Here is a 16719-nt window from a genome sequence, read left to right as displayed (position 1 = left end):
CTCGTTACCATGTTAAACATAAGTCTCAAAAGAAAGGATAAAATTACTTTTGAAACATCCCTAAACACAAATCAAATCCATAAAATAGGCTATTGATTTCTATATGGGCTCTTTTACACCCGACCATACTCCTGTTTTGGCTGTTTCGATCACATACTCCGAAAAACTTTTGGGTTTACGTTTGAGCACTTTTTGGATATCGTTGGTAATTTCGGAGACCATGGGATTGCCCAATACTTCGGTAAACAAGTACTCTACCAACCAAACAAAATCCGAAGGAATACCATGTTCTTTCATGGCCGCCACATAAGTTTCAATGGAAATGGGAACAAAGCTTATGTTCCTCTCTGTGGCCTTGGCAATTTCTTGAATAGCTTCTTTGAACGATAAGGTTGTGGGACCCGTCAATTGATAAATATTACCATTGTGCTCTTCATGCAATAAAGCCTCTACCACAACATCGGCAATATCCCCGGTGTCCACATAGGGCACTTGCACATTGGCTTGAGGCAAAGCAACCACACCTTGCTGGATCGGTTCCAAAAAGAAACTTTCACTAAAATTTTGATTGAACCAACTTGCCCGAACAATCGTATAATCCATCCCGGAACTTATAACTGCTTGCTCACAAAGCTCTGCTTCCCGTTCACCTTTACCGGATAACAAAACCACTTTCTTTACATTATTTTTCTTGGCAAGTCTTACCAATTCCTTAATAGACTGCAAAGCCCCGGGCACTGCAAGATCAGGTTGATAGGTGATGTACATTTTATCGACCCCAACAAGTGCGTTTTCCCATGTATCGGCTCTGTTCCAATCAAAAGAAGGGATGGACGACCTTGAACCCACTTTAACATTTTGGTTGAGCAATCGTAAACTATCAACAACTTTTCTACCTGTTTTCCCTGTTCCACCAATGATTAAATAATTGTCTTTTTTCATAATTATATTGTTGTATTTGAATTAATTTGATTTTGTAAAAGCGTTATGATCAGCAATACAAAAGATAGTACGGCCGTAATGGTCCTGATCAAGTGCAGCAGGTTCCATTTGTTCTCGAAGTTGTTCCGCAATTGTTTTAAACTATCTGGTGATAACACTTCGAGTTCAGCGTTTTCCAATAGTTCATTTAGGGGAATATTTCCAAAAATGGTTATTACGATCACACCGGCGATGTACAATATGCCAGCGGTAAAAACCATCCAGAAAATAGCGCTAGGTTGATTTCTATTGAGATAAACATTGATGATGTGCGAAAAAAACGGCCCAAAAAACACAATCAGAAATATTGGGTTTATAATGGCCCTGTTCATTTCTTGAAAAGATTGTAAGTAACCGAGGTCATCCAAGCGACCGATTCCCGGTGTTATGGCATTGGTCCAAGTAAAACACAGGCCTGCAGACAGACCGGTTAGCAAAATAGTGCTCATCGTTGTAATGGTGTTCACTGAAAATTCCATAATTGTCCCGTGTTAGCAGCTAGATCCAGTATGTGTTGGACGTACATTAAACCACCAATAAAGTGTAGCAATGGCCACAAACTCAAAGGCTATCAACCAAAAATCCAAAGAGCCAAAGAAACTGGCATAACTTCCCCCATAGGGAACAATCATAATCGGCACCGTTACCAAAGCATCCATTATCGTACTGGTAATCAACATGAGTACTCCAAGTTTTAACCCATGCATGGTGCCGTTTTTCCCATAATAAAGCTTTGCCGCCATCCAAATCAGCGGAGGCACCAATAAGGCAAGCCCAATGTTGGCTTGTAAATAGCGATCACTGAGAATTGGAAGCTGATAAATGGAGCCAAAAGCGACTACGCCAAAAATCCAGACCAAAAAACCCAAAACCAATGCTTTTATAGTTTTCATTATCCTGTTTTTATTGATTACAGGACAAAACTACATGGACCTCCTATCCTTTATTTATTCCAAAAGGAGTATAATTTGTTGTAAATGGAGTTTACTTGATCTGACTAGGGCGGTAACCGAACTTTTTCTCAAAGGCATTGGAAAAAGAACTTAAGCTATCGTACCCAACATGCCATGCCGCCTCCTGCACAGTGGCCTCATGGTTACTGATCAACTTATGGGCAGTTTTTAGACGCTCGTTTTGCAGGTACTTAAAAACCGGCACACCAAAAAGTTCTTTAAAATTCTTTTTAAGGTTGTAACTGTTCAGGCCAATTTGTCGTGAAATCTCGGAAAGTGATGGCGGACTGTCCAAATTGTTGATTAAAATTTCTTTGGCCCTATACAGTTTTTCACGTTCCGTGGTATTTATCTTTTCGGTTTGCAGACTGGCCAGTTGCCCAAAAAAATGAGACAACAAAACCGTCATTTGGCTCCTAAAAAACATCATTTTGGTTTTTCCATGGTACTTCATATCGAAAACGGATTCCACAATACGATCCATCTCCGGCGTCATAAAAAAACGGGGGCCTTCCACATAATAATCGGATGGATTCACGAGCTCGTTTAAAAGCGAAGTAAAGATTTCCCCTTCTTCATTGGGCAAATTCTCAAGGTTGCGCAAAGCGGTCGCAATTAAAATACACTTTAATGGTCTTTGTGCGGAAACCGTATGCTCAAATTCAACATTGGAATCAGCATAAAAGGATAATGCAAGCCCTTTGGTATGGCTGTATGTCTTGGTTCTCTCCCCATACTTTACATTAAGATCTACATTTCCGGAGCCATAAAAAGCGACCGAGACCACTGGCTCATCAAAGTGGCAAGTGTCCACAATCAAGGTATCACTCGTTGCCTCTTCGACCAAAATGGTAAAATCGTTGATGTCTATAAAATCTCGGGTCATTCGGGTGAAAAATCCCTTAAAGATAAGCAACCTGCTCCAATCTTTTCGACACCTGCTCACCCTATTATGGATTTCTATTTTTGGTTCCAAAAATCAATTGGTAAGGATTACCTATTTCATCTAAAAAAATACATACAAATTTCATTTTATGATAATTAGCAATCTAAATTAAAAAACACCCATACACCCTAAACATTAATTAATAATTAATAAAAGATTAAAGGACATTAATATCCTTTTTATGATTAAAATCATGTTTTGAATTGAATTGCCTATTTACTTTTGAGACAAAATTTTAAAAAACCTATACATGAATAATTTACTGAAAGGAATGGCCCTATTCTTTGCCCTAGCGGTTGTTGGCTGTGGCGGCAAGGAAAAAGAACAAAAAGAAGAAGGATTTAGCGTCCAGAGAAAAAAAACAACTACGGAGCAACCAGTTGAAACTACCACCAACACCGTAAAAGCTTCCGAAAGGGTAGATATGAGCACCAAGGGCGTTGGTCCTGTAACTTCCGTGGAGTTACCTGCAGATATTGACCAAGCGATGGCTACCAAAGGAAAGGAAGTTTATGACCAAATGTGCCTGGCATGCCACAGGATCGGCAAAAAATTCATTGGTCCGGCACCCAACGGAATATTGGAAAGAAGAACCCCGGAATGGGTAATGAACATGATCTTGAACCCTCAGGAAATGGTCCAGAAAGACCCATTGGCCCGTGACCTTTTACAAGAATTCAACGGTTCTCCTATGTCCAACCAAGGATTAACGGAAGAACAGGCAAGGGCCATCCTAGAGTACTTTAGAACTTTAAATTAAAGCTATATGAAATCAACCATTAAACTCACTGCACTGGGATTTTCCTTACTTCTGGCACTCAGTATGGGATGTAAGGAAAAGTCCCAAAATACTACGACGGCAGCAGAGCCAGAAGAATCCACGACTGTTGTGGAAAGTAACAAGGGACAAGCTTTTATCGCAGATGATGGATCAACGCCCAATGTACTTCAAATTGCAATAGGCTCGGAAGACCACACCACTTTAGTGGCCGCGGTACAGGCCGCAAGTTTGGAAAATGCATTGGTAAATGCAGGACCTTTAATGGTGTTTGCTCCAACCAATGCCGCCTTCGATGCATTGCCCGAAGGTACCGTAGAAGATTTACTAAAACCTGAAAACAAAGATGCACTGGCCAATATTTTGAAGTATCACGTTACCCCTGGCAACTACTCCAAGGATTTTCTAAAAAAGTTTAAAAAACTTGGGCAGGCGAACAATCAAAATGTACCTGTGGATGTAAAAGGGGAAGATGTTTTTATCGGTGGCGCTAAAATAATTGGTAGCGTACCGGCAGGAAACGGAATTGTCCATGTGGTGGACAAAGTAATCCTGCCTCCAAGTCAATAGCTCAATAAATCCAAAAAATAAACCCTAACACAATGAAAATATATCGTTATTTAACCATCACCCTTGGATCGGCGCTTATGTTGATCTCATGTGGTCAGCAAAATCAGAGTTCCAATGGTGCCCTCTCATCGAGCGCTGCCGAAAAAGTATATGTTGCTCCTGGCGAGCAGGACGAGTACTATGCCTTCCTCTCCGGCGGATATAGTGGAAATCTTACCGTTTACGGGTTGCCTTCGGGCAGGATGTTCAAGGAGATTCCAGTATTCTCCCAATTTCCCACCTCCGGGTATGGATACTCGGAAGAGACGAAGCCCATGCTAAATACATCTCATGGGTTTGTTCCTTGGGACGATGCCCACCACCCAGATATTTCCCAGACCAATGGCGAATTGGACGGTCGCTGGATATTTATCAATGGCAACAACACCCCACGTATAGCCCGTATCAGTCTAAGCACTTTTGAAACGGAGGAAATTATTGAAGTGCCCAACAGTGCAGGGAACCACAGTTCTTCCTTTATCACAGAAAATACCGAGTACGTTGTTGCCGGTACACGTTTTGCAGTTCCCGTACCCCAGCGCGACATGCCCATAAATGAATATAAAGGAAACTTTAAAGGTGCCCTGACGTTTATCAGTGTTGCTCCAGAAACCGGCGAGATGGACATTAAATTCCAACTATTGATGCCTGGTTTCAATTATGATCTTTCTCATCCGGGTAGAGGTAAATCCCATGGATGGTTCTTCTTTACCACTTACAACACAGAAGAGGCCAACTCCCTTTTAGAGGTGAATGCCTCCCAAAACGACAAAGATTTTATTGCAGCCATTAACTGGAAGAAAATTGAAGAATATGTAAACAATGGCGGCGGCACCAAAATACCGGCCAATTATGCACACAACGTGTACGAGGAGGAGACACATACCGGGACCACTACCATGAAAAAAGAAGTGCTTACCGTAGATCCTACCAAAGTTCCAGGAGCCGTTTACTTTTTGCCAACACCAAAATCGCCTCATGGATGCGATGTTGACCCAACCGGTGAGTATATTATTGGAAATGGGAAACTATCCGCAGATTTGACCGTTCATTCATTCGACAAAATGCTGGCCGCAATCGAGGGTGAAAAATTCGACGGTGAAGCCTATGGTATTCCAATCCTTAAGTTCGAGGATATTATGGCCGGACAAGTAAAGAGCGGAGGCCTTGGCCCATTGCATACCGAATTCGATGGCAAAGGCAACGCCTATACCACCTTCTTTATTTCTTCCGAGGTGGTAAAATGGAAGCTGGGAACTTGGGAAGTAATAGACAGAAAACCTACTTACTACTCTGTAGGGCACCTTATGATTCCTGGAGGCAACTCCAGAAAACCCTTTGGCAAATATGTAGTGGCCATGAACAAGATCACCAAAGATCGCTACTTGCCCACCGGCCCAGAAATGGAACACTCAGCACAGTTGTACGATATTTCCGGGGACAAAATGGAATTGATCTACGATTTTCCAACACACGGAGAACCCCATTACGCAGCAGGGTGCCCAGCTGAACTTTTGGCCCCCAAGTCCAAAAAAATATATCGCTTGGACGAGAACAAGCACCCTTATGCGGTAACCACGGCAGACGGCTCAAAAGTTGTACGTGACGGCAATGAGGTACATGTTTACATGTCCATGATCCGTAGCCACTTTACACCGGACAATATAGAGGGTATCAAAGTAGGTGATAAAGTATATTTCCACATTACCAATCATGAGCAGGATTTCGATGTACCGCACGGATTTACCATCTTAGGTCAGAATACCTCAGAGTTACTGATCATGCCCGGCCAGACCAAAACATCGGTCTGGGAACCCAAGCAGGTCGGTGTATGGCCGTTCTATTGTACAGATTTCTGTTCTGCATTGCACCAAGAAATGCAAGGGTATGTTAGGGTTTCCCCTGCCAATTCCAATATAGAGTTAAAATGGTCTCTTGGTGAATAATTCGGATTGACCCACCAACGATCAAAGCGGGCCGTGTCCTAGACCTGCCCGCTTTTTTACAAATTGAACATCAACCACCTCCAAAAAGCCACAATCAGTTTGTAACCTATAAATCTTATAAAATGAAAAAGGCAAGTATTTTAATGATCCTTGGCCCATTGTTCTTATTGGGGCTGTACATCTTCCCTTTATGGAACATTATGTTGGGAGCTCCACAATATCCAGACCCACTTGGATTGAACATCCATATTAGTGGACTACGAGGTGTCAACGAATTCGACATCCAGAATATAGATGGTCTCAACCATTATATAGGTATGCACACATTGCCCAAGCCTGAGGATATGTGGGAGTTCGGCACATTCCCTATGATCATAGGGTTTATGGTCGCCTTTGGAGTTCTAATCGGTATTCTTGGCTATCTCCAAAAAGTAAGCTACCAATGGTTTTTTGGCTGGTTTATTTTGATGTCCGTCCTCGGAATATTAGGTATGTACGATTTTAACGAATGGTTGGTCGATTACGGCACCAACTTAGATCCTAATGCCATTATGAAGTTGACCAACCCTGATGGAACCCCAATGACCTATAAGCCCCCATTGTTGGGACATGTAAAAATGTTGAATTTTGATGTAACCTCTTTGCCATCTACCGGTGCCTGGCTCATGTTCGTAGGAATGATGCTAACCCTAACAGCGGGCTATCTAGGTTGGAAAAACACTAAAACACAATAAAACCTTGAGTATGAAACCTTCTATTTCCATATTTTTTGTACTACTCGGCTGTATGTACGGTTGTTCCATCGGACCTAAACCAATTGATTATGGCCATGTGGGCTGCCACTATTGCAGCATGACGATCGTGGACAAGCAACATGCTGCACAAATGGTAACCAAAAAAGGAAAGGTGTACAATTTTGATGCCGTGGAATGTATGATGAACCAATTAAAGGAGTTCGATGAAAATGAAGTCGCCCTATTTCTTGCCAATGATTTTGATCGACCCGGGGAACTTACAGATGCCACTAAAGCTACATATTTGATCAGCGAAAATATTCCCAGCCCCATGGGTGCATTTTTAAGTGCATTTTCCGAAGAACAAGCGGCCAAGAACACCTTGGCCGCCAATGGTGGGGAACTACTAAACTGGAACGAATTAAAAAAACAATACCAAGACTAACAAAAAATCACAAACCAATGTATATGATCGATATAGACAATACCATTGCCCAGCAACCATTCAACGACCTTCAAATAGAGCAATTGGTCAAAAACAATACCTTGGAAATATTGAGCATCAGCTTGGCTAAAAATGCGATGTTCCCAAAGCACGTTTCCCCCAAGGATGCCCATTTGATAGTTTTGGAAGGCAACATAAACTTTCACATACAAAATCAAACCGTTAACTTAAAAGAGCAACAACATTTTAGTTTTTCCAAAGAAGTGGAACATTGGGTTCTTGCCAAGGAAGATGCCAAATTTTTGATTATCAGATAAAACCGGGTACCCATTCAAGAAATTAAAATCAAAATTCTTTGATCTGAAAGACACCATGGCACTCAACAATCCACATCGCACCAATTTAATATGGATCATCCTGCTCGTTTTTGGACAAATGGTCTGGGCAAAAAGCTGGACGATCTGCCCTACCTGTGAGCATAACTCCATTAAAAAAACCATTCAAATGGCCAGTGCCCAAGACACCTTATTGGTTCAAAAAGGGACTTACAAGGAGTTCGAGATATTGGTGGACAAGCCTTTGGTCATCAAAGGGGTCGATTACCCTGTGGTGGACGGCGAAAAGAAAGGTGAAATTTTTAGGATAACCTCCGACAATGTAACCTTGGATGGACTGTTCATCATCAATGTTGGTGTTAGTTATACCAAGGACAATGCCGCCATACGGGTGGTCCAGAGCAAGAATTTCTTACTCCAACATTTGGTTTTGGAGGAATTGTTTTTTGGCATCTATCTGGAAAAGTCTTCCCATGGCAAAGTGTACCACAACCGCATTATCGGTGAAGCCGTTGACGAGTACAATTCCGGGAACGGGATTCAACTTTGGTATTCCACCGATGTGGAAGTACTAAAAAACCATGTACAAGGCACCCGGGACGGTATCTATCTGGAATTCTCCGATCACATTACCATTACCAACAATGTTAGCATGGACAACCTTCGCTACGGTTTGCATTTTATGTTTTCCGACAACGATATTTACGCAAACAATACTTTCGAAAACAACGGTGCAGGAGTGGCAGTGATGTTTTCCAAATTTATTACCATGAGGAACAATACGTTCCGAAAAAATTGGGGCACCGCGGCCTATGGTATGCTTTTAAAGGAAATCAATGATGCCGAAATCAGTGGAAACACCTTTGAGGAAAATACCATCGGCATAAATATAGAGGGGTCCAATCGCATTGACTATACCAACAATGATTTTATTGGCAATGGATGGGCCATTCGGGTAATCGGCGCCTGTTACACCAATAGTTTCAAGAGTAACAACTTCCTTTACAACTCCTTTGATATTTCTTATAACAGTAAATTGAACGACAATGTGTTCGAAGGAAATTTTTGGAGTGGCTACACCGGATATGATCTGGATAAAGATGGCATCGGCGACGTTCCTTACCGACCTGTAAAATTATTCTCCTATGTAGTAAACCGAACTCCGGAGACCATTGTTCTTTTGCGAAGCCTTTTTATGGATATTATTGACTTTTCTGAAAGAGTATCTCCTGTATTTACTCCGGACAACCTAAAAGATCCACAACCACTAATGCACAAACGACCATGACCATTGCTATAAAAAACCTACATAAAAAATTCGGAAAAAATACAGTTCTAAAAGGAGTTGATGTCTCTGTGGACGAAGGGCGCATCTATGCTATTTTAGGTCCCAATGGTTCTGGAAAAACCACATTGATCAAAAGTATACTGGGCATGGTAATCCCCGATAAGGGCAGTATTAAGGTACTGGGCAAACCCATTAAAAAAGATTGGAAATACCGCAAAAAAATAGACTACCTCCCCCAAATTGCCAATTTTCCGCCCAACATTAGGGTAAAGGAATTGATCGGCATGATCAAGGACCTAAGAAACAGTCCAAGCAGTGAGCAAGCCTTGATCGAACAATTTGGCCTAGAAGCTTTTATGGACAAAAAACTGTCAACACTTTCCGGGGGAACCAAACAAAAAGTAAACCTTGTTCTGACCTTTATGTTCGATAGTCCCCTTATTATTTTGGATGAACCAACAACAGGATTGGAACCCAAAGCCCTCATCAGTCTAAAAAAAATTATAAAAAAGGAAAAAGAACAGGGCAAAACCATTTTGATCACATCGCATATTATGCAATTTGTTGAAGAAATTGCCGATGAGATTTTGTACCTGCTAGAGGGGGAAATCTATTTTAAAGGTAGTATCGACACATTGATGGAACAGACCCGCCAAAACACGTTTGAACATGCCATTGCGGCCCTAACAACTCCCGACAGCCATGCTTAAAATTTTAAAATATAGTTTTTACGATCTTATCCGTAGCCGTTGGAGCTATGTTTATTTTCTTTTTTACCTTTCACTCGGATTTGTTTTGCTGTTCCTTAACAACGATGTATCCAAAGCAGTGATTACATTAATGAACGTTATTATTGTACTCATCCCGTTAATAGGTACCATTTTTGGAGTAATGTACTATTACAATTCACGCGAATTTACCGAACTCTTATTGGCTCAGCCCATAAAACGGAGTTCCATATTTATGGGACAATATTTTGGTGTGGCCGGTTCTTTGACCCTCAGTTTGGTATTGGGACTGGGTATCCCCTTCTTATTATACGGGTTGTTACGGAGCAATGCCATATTCGACTTCACCCTTTTATTGGTTACGGGAGCATTTTTAACCTTTATATTTGTGGGCTTGTCCTTTGTGATTGCCATAAGCAACGAAAACAAGATAAAAGGATTTGGGTATGCCGTGTTGCTATGGCTCTTTTTGGCCGTAGTCTACGATGGCCTGTTTCTTATGTCCCTTATTATGTTTGAAGAATATCCTTTGGATACCTTTTCGTTAGTGGCCACAGCACTCAACCCCATAGATCTTTCACGAATTTTGATTCTCCTAAAATTGGACATTTCTGCGCTTTTGGGATACACCGGTGCCATTTTTAAAAGATTTTTTGGTACAAATATCGGGTTCTTGGTCTCCATGGCCATACTTCTCGTTTGGACCATTCTGCCCATTTTGGGAATACGGTACAAAACCAAAAGAAAGGATTTTTAACACGGACCACAATAGCAATGCATGAAGGCAAACAAATATAACCGCCATATACAAATAGCAATTTTATATTTTGGGATTGCCGCCTTGTTGGGCTTATTGCTCCGCTCCTACGCCGTTTTTCCGTTCGGGTTCAATTATAAGTATATGGTACATGGGCACTCGCACATTGCTCTTTTAGGTTGGGTCTATGTTGCATTGACCACAATGCTCCACTACCTTTTTGTAGACCGAAAAGTTTTCTCAAAAAAATACCAACGTTTATTTTGGGGCACCCAGGGCACACTCATTGGTATGCTGCTGACTTTTCCATTTCATGGGTACGCCGTTTCCTCCATAGTTTTTTCCACCCTCTTTTTGGTTTTGTCCTATATCTACACCTATCATTTTTGGAAAAACATTGACCCTGTCCATACAAGAAGAAAAAGCTTGAGAATAGTAAAAGCTGCATTGATCTATATGATAATTTCCAGTATAGGGCCATGGGCCCTAGGTGCCATAATGAGCACTGTAGGTCCTGAATCGGTCTGGTACCGGTTGTCCATCTATTTCTATCTACATTTTCAGTATAACGGCTGGATGGTTCTTGCGATACTGGGAATGTTTATGTACCTATTGGAACGATTAGACTTGGAATTGCACCAAAAAACCTTCTCCATTTTCTTCATCAGTATCAACCTAAGCATAGTGTTGAGCTTTCTGTTGTCCGCACTTTGGACCAATGCATCGATTTGGCTCAATATTTTGGCGGGATTGGGGGCCATGTTACAATGGTTCGCTTTTGTCCACTTCTGGAGTATGATCAAAAGCACTGTCTTCAAACTAAAATTAACAGGAAAACAAAAGCTACTGCTCAAGACGGTAGTGATTTTGTTAACGATAAAAATCACATTGCAAATTATATCCGCCCTGCCCTATTTTGCCCAATTGATCGCAACTTATCTGGACCTGACCATTGGTTACTTGCACCTAACATTTTTGGGGGTAATAAGTTTAGGAATTTTATTTCTAAGCGATTATTTCAAATTAATCAGGTTGTCCAACTTATCCATGGGAATGTACCTTGTTGGTTTTATGCTTACTGAACTGTTGATTTTTTATAAAGGGCTTGCTGCCTGGGTCAAATGGCCGGTTTTTAAAGAATATACAACGGTATTGTTCAGTGGCTCAACACTCATTCTTTTTGCACTGGCAATACTGAGCTATCAAAATTACCGTAAAGTTTGAGTTATGGATTACACGTGAAATTATATATAAAAGACTTTTTTGTCCTAAATATTTTTAATCCTATCTTTGTACAATAAAATTATCCATGATGTTTTCAAAAGCTTGTGAGTATGGTATTCGAGCAGCAGTGTATATTGCTCTGCAGTCTTTGGAAGGAAGACGGGTAAGCGTTGCCGAAATAGCGGACGAAATAGATTCTCCAGTAGCTTTTACAGCAAAAACACTACAACAACTCACACGTAACAACATCGTAAAATCCATTAAAGGGCCATCGGGTGGTTTTGAAATAGAAAAAGAGGATATGGACTCCGTAAAGCTGAGCATGATCGTAAAAGCTATTGACGGAGATGGAATTTATATGGGATGTGGCCTTGGGCTAAAGAAATGTAATGCAGACCAGCCCTGCCCCTTGCACGACAAATTTGTTGATATTAGAAGTAACCTCAGAAAAATGCTTACAAGCACCAGTTTATATGAACTTGCAACCGGCCTGGAAGTTGGATTGACATATTTAAAACGCTAAAAACATTTATTCAAAAAAAGGATAAAATTGTCCTTTATAAAAGTAATCGATATGACCCGAACAAAAGAAAAAACCATCGGACAAATGGTAGCGGACAACTACAGAACCGCAGAAATATTCAAGGCCCACAAAATCGACTTTTGTTGCAACGGCAACAGGACCCTAGCCGAAGCTGCCTCAAAAAAAGGATTACAAGTAGAAGTAATTTTGGAAGAGCTCGCTGCGGTTACGGAAGCAAACCAAACCGACCAACCCAACTTTAAAACCTGGCCCTTAGATCTTTTAATTGATTACATAGAAAAAAAGCACCATCGATATGTGGAAAAACAAATACCGGTTCTAAAACAGTATCTGTCCAAACTTTGCAAAGTTCATGGTGAACGGCACCCCGAGCTGTTCCAGATTTCCGAACATTTCAATGTTTCCGCCGGAGAGTTGGCCATGCACATGAAGAAAGAAGAGCTTGTTCTTTTTCCCTACATAAAAAAAATGGTGAACAGGCCAGAGACCGATGCCCATTTGGAAGCTCCCCGCTTTGGTTCGGTACGCAATCCCATTGCTGGCATGATGCAAGAACACGATAACGAAGGGGAAAGGTTTAGGAAAATCGCTAAGTTGAGCGAGGACTATACCCCGCCCTCGGATGCATGCAATACCTATCGCGTAGCATTCGCATTATTACAAGAATTTGAGGACGATCTACATCGTCACATCCATTTGGAAAACAATATTCTTTTTCCAAAAGCAGAGTTGCTCGAAGCCCACTTACTCAACCATAATTAAATGGGAATTAAACCAATAAAACGACACAAAGCCCTACAGGGAGTGAGCCGTGAGCATCATCATGGGTTGCTCTTATCCTGGAAGATCAGAACAGGGCTGTCGAAAAATATTGCTCCAGAAAGAATCAAAAAATATATGGATTGGTTCTATCAAAACCATTTGGCCCCTCATTTCCATATGGAAGAAACATACCTCTTCCCCATTATTGGAAATGGACATCCTTGGGTACAAAAAGCACTTAGCGACCATGAAATATTAAAAAATTGGTTCACCTCTTCAAAATTGGACGTGAACACATTGGAACAAATCGAAAAAAAACTTGAGGAACATATTAGGTTCGAAGAACGGCAACTTTTTAATCACATACAAGAGGTTGCCGACTCTGCCCAACTGGACCTGATCAATAAACAACATAATGGCGAAAAATTTAACGACAATACCCATGACCCGTTCTGGCTCTAAATTCAAGGCAAAAAATCCAAGGAATCTATACCAACAGATGTATCTGGAGTTTAAAAAGAAACAACTTGGATATTCTACCATAGCAATTATCGGACAAAGTTGCCTGGGTTCTGGTGCAGCAATGATTTTATTAATGGGAGAAACGACTATGCTGCTAAAAATGATCATACTCTTCTTTGTGACCATATTCTGCATGGCTTTCAATGGAGCCGTTTTGGCACAATTAAAAGCAAAGGCTACCTTTAATTTATTGATCCTAAGTATTGTTTTTAGCACTTTGGTGATACTCGCCCACTTATTTTAATCAAACACCAAGTATAAATTTGCCATGACTGAAAGAAAAGAGATCACAACTATAGAAGAAATTAAACTACTGGTAGACCTTTTTTATGACAAAGTACGCAGGGACCCTTTACTTGCCGATATTTTTAATGGAGCAATAAAAGAAAATTGGCCGTTACATTTGGAAAAAATGTATCGGTTTTGGCAAACCGTTTTACTGCAGAAGCACACCTATCAGGGCAGTCCCTTTGCTCCACATGCACAACTGCCGGTCAAAGCCGAGCATTTTGATCGTTGGAAACAATTGTTTTTTGAGACCATCGATGATAATTTTTCAGGCGAAAAAGCACAAGAAGCCAAATTCAGAGCTACTAAAATGGCAGAAATGTTCCAATTGAAGATTGCCTACATACAGCAGAACAACTAATTCTTGATACTTCAATCTTGTCGAAGACACCAAAACCCCAAAAATGGATATGTGTAAGCCATTTGGTATTCTGAAAAAATAAGTCCCGTAAATTTACATCTGTAGGGCTTTCCTTTTATCTAAAAGTACATAGAATACAATTAATCTATTTCACCCCACATCAACTCTTCTTATATCCGTCTTTAACTTAAGCGTTGAAGTATTCCAATAAAGCTATAACGCCATTAAACGAAATAACACAAGCAAAAATAAAAGCTGCACCAATAAGAGTATTTAGCAACCAATGGGGTTTATAGCCATTCATTAAAGAAGCTTTGTTCAATAAAATAAGAATAGCAATAACAACCAAAGGCAATACAAAAACATTGAATACTTGGGATAAAATCTGAACTTCTATAGCATCCGCTCCTATTGCGGGACCTATCAAGGCAAATAAACAGGCAAACGCGGTAATGATCTTAAACTGATTGGATGTAGTATCCAGTTCGCCCGATTGATAATCGGCCAACAAAATAGGTGCAATCAACAAACAAGGGAATATAGACGAAAGCCCCGCACTTAAGGTTCCAAAAAAGAAGAGGGTAAGGGCAAATTTTCCTGCCACAGGCTCTAAAGTACCCACCATATCCAAAACTGTAACCACCGGTTTTCCATCGTGGAACAATGCTCCACAGGCTACAGCCATAATCGCCCCACTGATCATAAAAACCAAAAATGCAGCTAGAATGGCATCCTTTTTCTGCTGTCCTTCATTTTCTTTCAAGTTCCACCCTTTACCCCTAACAAATAAAGGTCTTGATAAAAAGGTGGCAGAAGCCATAGTTGTTCCCACAAAGGCCGCAACCATCATTTTACCACCTTTTACATTAGGAATACTTGGTACCAATCCTTCTAAAACCTCCGTAGGTAATGGATGAACGAAAAACAGGGAAAACAAGAACGAAAACCCCATTATTGTGACGAATATGACCAGTATTTTTTCAAAAAAAGTGTACTTTCCTTGCAATAAAAGCGCATACATAATCACAATGATAAGTGCTGCAATAATAAAAGGCACATTTATGCCCGCTTCTTCTATACTGGGAAAATAAATTGCTAAAATTTCAAAAAAGATACTTGATGAAATTCCCAATATTCCCATTAGGGAGTTCCATTGACCAAAAGAAATACCTACAAGCACCAAAATGGCGACCAATTTACCCCATTTCAAGTGTTTCCTAAAAGCATAGAGTCCAGTTTCACCGGTAACCAAAGCAAATTGTCCATAAGCATAGATCAAAGCCCCAGAAAACAAACAGCTCAGTACCAAGACCCATAAAAGCTGCATTCCATAGGTACTACCTGCAACGGTCATCGATGTAACACTACCGGTTCCAATCGTGTATCCAATCGCAAAAATACCTGGTCCAAAAGCAAGTATTATACCTAGTAGTTTTTTAAAAATAGAAGTTTTGGCAGCTGTATTTTTCATGGTTTGGATTTAGCTTTAAATATCGGGATTTGATGGCTTTACCTTTTTATGGCTCCAGAGGTATTTCCATCCATTAAGCTGGCAACATTTTCCAACGACACCATGTTTACATCTCCGGGAACTGTGTGTTTTAAAGCACATGCCGCAGTGGCAAAATCCAGTGCTTTGATATCTTCATCATAATGGAGCAGGCCGTAAATAAGACCCGATGCAAATGCATCGCCTGTTCCAACACGATCTATCACATGGGTTATGTTCAAGGTCCTTGTTTTGGTATAGGTTTCCCCGTTCCATACCTTACCCTGTATTTGTTGGTGTGATGCACTGATAGACTTCCTTGTCTTTCCCACAACCTTTTCAATATTTGGAAAGGCATCCATGAGGTCTTTGGCAGCCAAACGAAACTTACCATCGGGATCTCCTAAACCAAAAATTTCATGAATTCCATGACTACTGGTGATCACAATGTCACAATGTTTTACCAATTCTGGCATTACCTCTTGCATAGTCTTGCCATACTTCCACATATTATCTCGGGAATTAATATCGCCAGAAACCTTAATGCCCAATTTATTGGCGGTTTTAATTGCCTCAAGACAACATTTGGCGGCTCCATCGGAAATAGCAGGTGTAATACCTGTCCAATGAAACCAATCTGCATCTTTAAGCACTTCTTCCCAATCCACCATTTTCGGTTCGATCAATGAAAATGCGGAACCTTGTCTTTCATAAATTACCTCACTAGATCGGTGTACTGCTCCTTTTTCAAGAAAATACTTACCTATCATTTCATCTCCATAGATCACGTGCTCCGTGCTCAACCAATGTTGCCGTAGAAATTGCGTTGCGGCTTTTCCAAGGGCATTATCGGGAAATCGCGTAACATGAGAGGCTTTCATGCCAAGATAGGCACAGGAAATAGCTACATTGGCCTCACCTCCGCCATACACTAGCTCCAATGATGTTGCCTGTGCAAATTTTGAATATCCTGGCGGAGATAAGCGCATCATTACTTCTCCGAAGGTGACTAGTTTTTTGGACATACTT

At 40.8% G+C, this 16719-nt stretch carries 21 protein-coding genes; 15 read left to right on the top strand and 6 right to left on the bottom strand.

Translation table 11 applies throughout. The features are described 5' to 3' along the window. Positions 1-99 precede the first annotated feature (99 nt). The 4 genes from AB9K32_RS08385 to AB9K32_RS08370 form a co-directional block, all read right to left on the bottom strand. Positions 100-942, bottom strand: a complete 843-nt coding sequence (locus AB9K32_RS08385) for an NmrA family NAD(P)-binding protein (RefSeq protein WP_369884923.1) — start codon at positions 940-942, stop codon at positions 100-102. Between the two features lie 2 nt (positions 943-944). Next, on the bottom strand, positions 945-1460 hold the full coding sequence (locus tag AB9K32_RS08380) for a DUF1772 domain-containing protein (protein ID WP_369884922.1): 516 nt from the start codon (positions 1458-1460) through the stop codon (positions 945-947). 12 nt (positions 1461-1472) lie between these two features. Further along, positions 1473-1874, bottom strand: a complete 402-nt coding sequence (locus AB9K32_RS08375; RefSeq protein ID WP_369884921.1) for a DUF5367 family protein — start codon at positions 1872-1874, stop codon at positions 1473-1475. Positions 1875-1965: 91 nt separating this feature from the next. After that, positions 1966-2820, bottom strand: coding sequence for an AraC family transcriptional regulator (locus AB9K32_RS08370; RefSeq protein WP_224835478.1), 855 nt, complete (start codon positions 2818-2820; stop codon positions 1966-1968). A 310-nt stretch (positions 2821-3130) separates the two neighbouring features. On the opposite strand from AB9K32_RS08370, the gene AB9K32_RS08365 reads away from it, so the two are divergent. The 15 genes from AB9K32_RS08365 to AB9K32_RS08295 all read left to right on the top strand — a co-directional run bounded on the left by AB9K32_RS08365 (position 3131) and on the right by AB9K32_RS08295 (position 14201). Then, positions 3131-3640 carry a cytochrome c gene (locus tag AB9K32_RS08365; RefSeq protein WP_252078965.1) on the top strand — a complete coding sequence of 170 codons (510 nt, stop codon included), beginning with the start codon at positions 3131-3133 and terminating at the stop codon, positions 3638-3640. A 6-nt stretch (positions 3641-3646) separates the two neighbouring features. Continuing rightward, a complete protein-coding gene (locus AB9K32_RS08360) occupies positions 3647-4228 on the top strand; it encodes a fasciclin domain-containing protein (RefSeq protein ID WP_369884920.1) in 582 nt (193 codons plus the stop codon). A 32-nt stretch (positions 4229-4260) separates the two neighbouring features. Next, positions 4261-6213: a Sec-dependent nitrous-oxide reductase gene (gene nosZ, locus AB9K32_RS08355; protein ID WP_252078963.1), complete on the top strand. Its 1953-nt coding sequence runs from the start codon at positions 4261-4263 to the stop codon at positions 6211-6213. Positions 6214-6335: 122 nt separating this feature from the next. Continuing rightward, positions 6336-6947 carry a hypothetical protein gene (locus AB9K32_RS08350; protein ID WP_293296696.1) on the top strand — a complete coding sequence of 204 codons (612 nt, stop codon included), beginning with the start codon at positions 6336-6338 and terminating at the stop codon, positions 6945-6947. Between the two features lie 10 nt (positions 6948-6957). Further along, positions 6958-7392, top strand: coding sequence for a nitrous oxide reductase accessory protein NosL (locus AB9K32_RS08345; protein ID WP_369884919.1), 435 nt, complete (start codon positions 6958-6960; stop codon positions 7390-7392). Between the two features lie 23 nt (positions 7393-7415). Continuing rightward, a complete protein-coding gene (locus AB9K32_RS08340; protein ID WP_252078960.1) occupies positions 7416-7709 on the top strand; it encodes a cupin domain-containing protein in 294 nt (97 codons plus the stop codon). A gap of 118 nt (positions 7710-7827) precedes the next feature. Beyond that, positions 7828-9015 carry a nitrous oxide reductase family maturation protein NosD gene (locus AB9K32_RS08335; RefSeq protein WP_338198086.1) on the top strand — a complete coding sequence of 396 codons (1188 nt, stop codon included), beginning with the start codon at positions 7828-7830 and terminating at the stop codon, positions 9013-9015. Further along, positions 9012-9725, top strand: a complete 714-nt coding sequence (locus AB9K32_RS08330; RefSeq protein WP_293296702.1) for an ABC transporter ATP-binding protein — start codon at positions 9012-9014, stop codon at positions 9723-9725. Before AB9K32_RS08335 ends, AB9K32_RS08330 begins: the two co-directional genes overlap by 4 nt. Next, the gene (locus AB9K32_RS08325) at positions 9718-10500 is read left to right on the top strand and encodes an ABC transporter permease (RefSeq protein ID WP_293296703.1); all 783 of its coding nucleotides are present in this window, start codon (positions 9718-9720) and stop codon (positions 10498-10500) included. Before AB9K32_RS08330 ends, AB9K32_RS08325 begins: the two co-directional genes overlap by 8 nt. 21 nt (positions 10501-10521) lie before the next feature. Next, positions 10522-11724: a hypothetical protein gene (locus AB9K32_RS08320; RefSeq protein WP_369884918.1), complete on the top strand. Its 1203-nt coding sequence runs from the start codon at positions 10522-10524 to the stop codon at positions 11722-11724. 88 nt (positions 11725-11812) lie between these two features. Beyond that, positions 11813-12247 (top strand): Rrf2 family transcriptional regulator, encoded by a 435-nt coding sequence (locus AB9K32_RS08315; protein ID WP_369885327.1) that lies wholly within the window; start codon positions 11813-11815, stop codon positions 12245-12247. A gap of 51 nt (positions 12248-12298) precedes the next feature. Beyond that, on the top strand, positions 12299-13030 hold the full coding sequence (ric, locus tag AB9K32_RS08310) for an iron-sulfur cluster repair di-iron protein (protein ID WP_369884917.1): 732 nt from the start codon (positions 12299-12301) through the stop codon (positions 13028-13030). Beyond that, positions 13031-13492, top strand: a complete 462-nt coding sequence (locus AB9K32_RS08305; protein ID WP_224835490.1) for a hemerythrin domain-containing protein — start codon at positions 13031-13033, stop codon at positions 13490-13492. It abuts the gene before it with no gap. Then, entirely contained in the window at positions 13473-13796 is a 324-nt protein-coding gene (locus AB9K32_RS08300) for a hypothetical protein (RefSeq protein ID WP_369884916.1), read from the top strand. The genes AB9K32_RS08305 and AB9K32_RS08300 overlap by 20 nt, the downstream gene beginning before the upstream one ends. Before the next feature lie 24 nt (positions 13797-13820). Further along, a complete protein-coding gene (locus AB9K32_RS08295; RefSeq protein WP_369884915.1) occupies positions 13821-14201 on the top strand; it encodes a group III truncated hemoglobin in 381 nt (126 codons plus the stop codon). Between the two features lie 187 nt (positions 14202-14388). On the opposite strand, the gene AB9K32_RS08290 is transcribed toward AB9K32_RS08295, so the two are convergent. After that, positions 14389-15672: an Nramp family divalent metal transporter gene (locus AB9K32_RS08290; RefSeq protein WP_369884914.1), complete on the bottom strand. Its 1284-nt coding sequence runs from the start codon at positions 15670-15672 to the stop codon at positions 14389-14391. 38 nt (positions 15673-15710) lie between these two features. Beyond that, positions 15711-16715: a sugar kinase gene (locus AB9K32_RS08285; protein ID WP_369884913.1), complete on the bottom strand. Its 1005-nt coding sequence runs from the start codon at positions 16713-16715 to the stop codon at positions 15711-15713. Positions 16716-16719 lie beyond the last annotated feature (4 nt).

Source organism: Allomuricauda sp. XS_ASV26, from assembly GCF_041224615.1.
Classification (GTDB): domain Bacteria; phylum Bacteroidota; class Bacteroidia; order Flavobacteriales; family Flavobacteriaceae; genus Flagellimonas; species Flagellimonas alginolytica.
Note: the sequence above shows the minus strand (reverse complement) of the source record. Positions and strands in the feature narration are given on the sequence as shown.

Bases quoted from the DNA above. Each gene is read 5' to 3' on its own strand.
- AB9K32_RS08380 (WP_369884922.1), bottom strand. From the start codon at position 1,460: ATGGAATTTTCAGTGAACACCATTACAACGATGAGCACTATTTTGCTA.
- AB9K32_RS08330 (WP_293296702.1), top strand. From the start codon at position 9,012: ATGACCATTGCTATAAAAAACCTACATAAAAAATTCGGAAAAAATACA.
- AB9K32_RS08315 (WP_369885327.1), top strand. From the start codon at position 11,813: ATGTTTTCAAAAGCTTGTGAGTATGGTATTCGAGCAGCAGTGTATATT.
- AB9K32_RS08295 (WP_369884915.1), top strand. From the start codon at position 13,821: ATGACTGAAAGAAAAGAGATCACAACTATAGAAGAAATTAAACTACTG.
- AB9K32_RS08375 (WP_369884921.1), bottom strand. From the start codon at position 1,874: ATGAAAACTATAAAAGCATTGGTTTTGGGTTTTTTGGTCTGGATTTTT.
- AB9K32_RS08345 (WP_369884919.1), top strand. From the start codon at position 6,958: ATGAAACCTTCTATTTCCATATTTTTTGTACTACTCGGCTGTATGTAC.
- AB9K32_RS08360 (WP_369884920.1), top strand. From the start codon at position 3,647: ATGAAATCAACCATTAAACTCACTGCACTGGGATTTTCCTTACTTCTG.
- AB9K32_RS08370 (WP_224835478.1), bottom strand. From the start codon at position 2,820: ATGACCCGAGATTTTATAGACATCAACGATTTTACCATTTTGGTCGAA.
- AB9K32_RS08365 (WP_252078965.1), top strand. From the start codon at position 3,131: ATGAATAATTTACTGAAAGGAATGGCCCTATTCTTTGCCCTAGCGGTT.
- AB9K32_RS08290 (WP_369884914.1), bottom strand. From the start codon at position 15,672: ATGAAAAATACAGCTGCCAAAACTTCTATTTTTAAAAAACTACTAGGT.
- AB9K32_RS08325 (WP_293296703.1), top strand. From the start codon at position 9,718: ATGCTTAAAATTTTAAAATATAGTTTTTACGATCTTATCCGTAGCCGT.
- AB9K32_RS08320 (WP_369884918.1), top strand. From the start codon at position 10,522: ATGAAGGCAAACAAATATAACCGCCATATACAAATAGCAATTTTATAT.
- AB9K32_RS08335 (WP_338198086.1), top strand. From the start codon at position 7,828: ATGGTCTGGGCAAAAAGCTGGACGATCTGCCCTACCTGTGAGCATAAC.
- AB9K32_RS08385 (WP_369884923.1), bottom strand. From the start codon at position 942: ATGAAAAAAGACAATTATTTAATCATTGGTGGAACAGGGAAAACAGGT.
- AB9K32_RS08285 (WP_369884913.1), bottom strand. From the start codon at position 16,715: ATGTCCAAAAAACTAGTCACCTTCGGAGAAGTAATGATGCGCTTATCT.
- AB9K32_RS08305 (WP_224835490.1), top strand. From the start codon at position 13,031: ATGGGAATTAAACCAATAAAACGACACAAAGCCCTACAGGGAGTGAGC.
- AB9K32_RS08340 (WP_252078960.1), top strand. From the start codon at position 7,416: ATGATCGATATAGACAATACCATTGCCCAGCAACCATTCAACGACCTT.
- nosZ (WP_252078963.1), top strand. From the start codon at position 4,261: ATGAAAATATATCGTTATTTAACCATCACCCTTGGATCGGCGCTTATG.
- AB9K32_RS08350 (WP_293296696.1), top strand. From the start codon at position 6,336: ATGAAAAAGGCAAGTATTTTAATGATCCTTGGCCCATTGTTCTTATTG.
- AB9K32_RS08300 (WP_369884916.1), top strand. From the start codon at position 13,473: ATGACCCGTTCTGGCTCTAAATTCAAGGCAAAAAATCCAAGGAATCTA.
- ric (WP_369884917.1), top strand. From the start codon at position 12,299: ATGACCCGAACAAAAGAAAAAACCATCGGACAAATGGTAGCGGACAAC.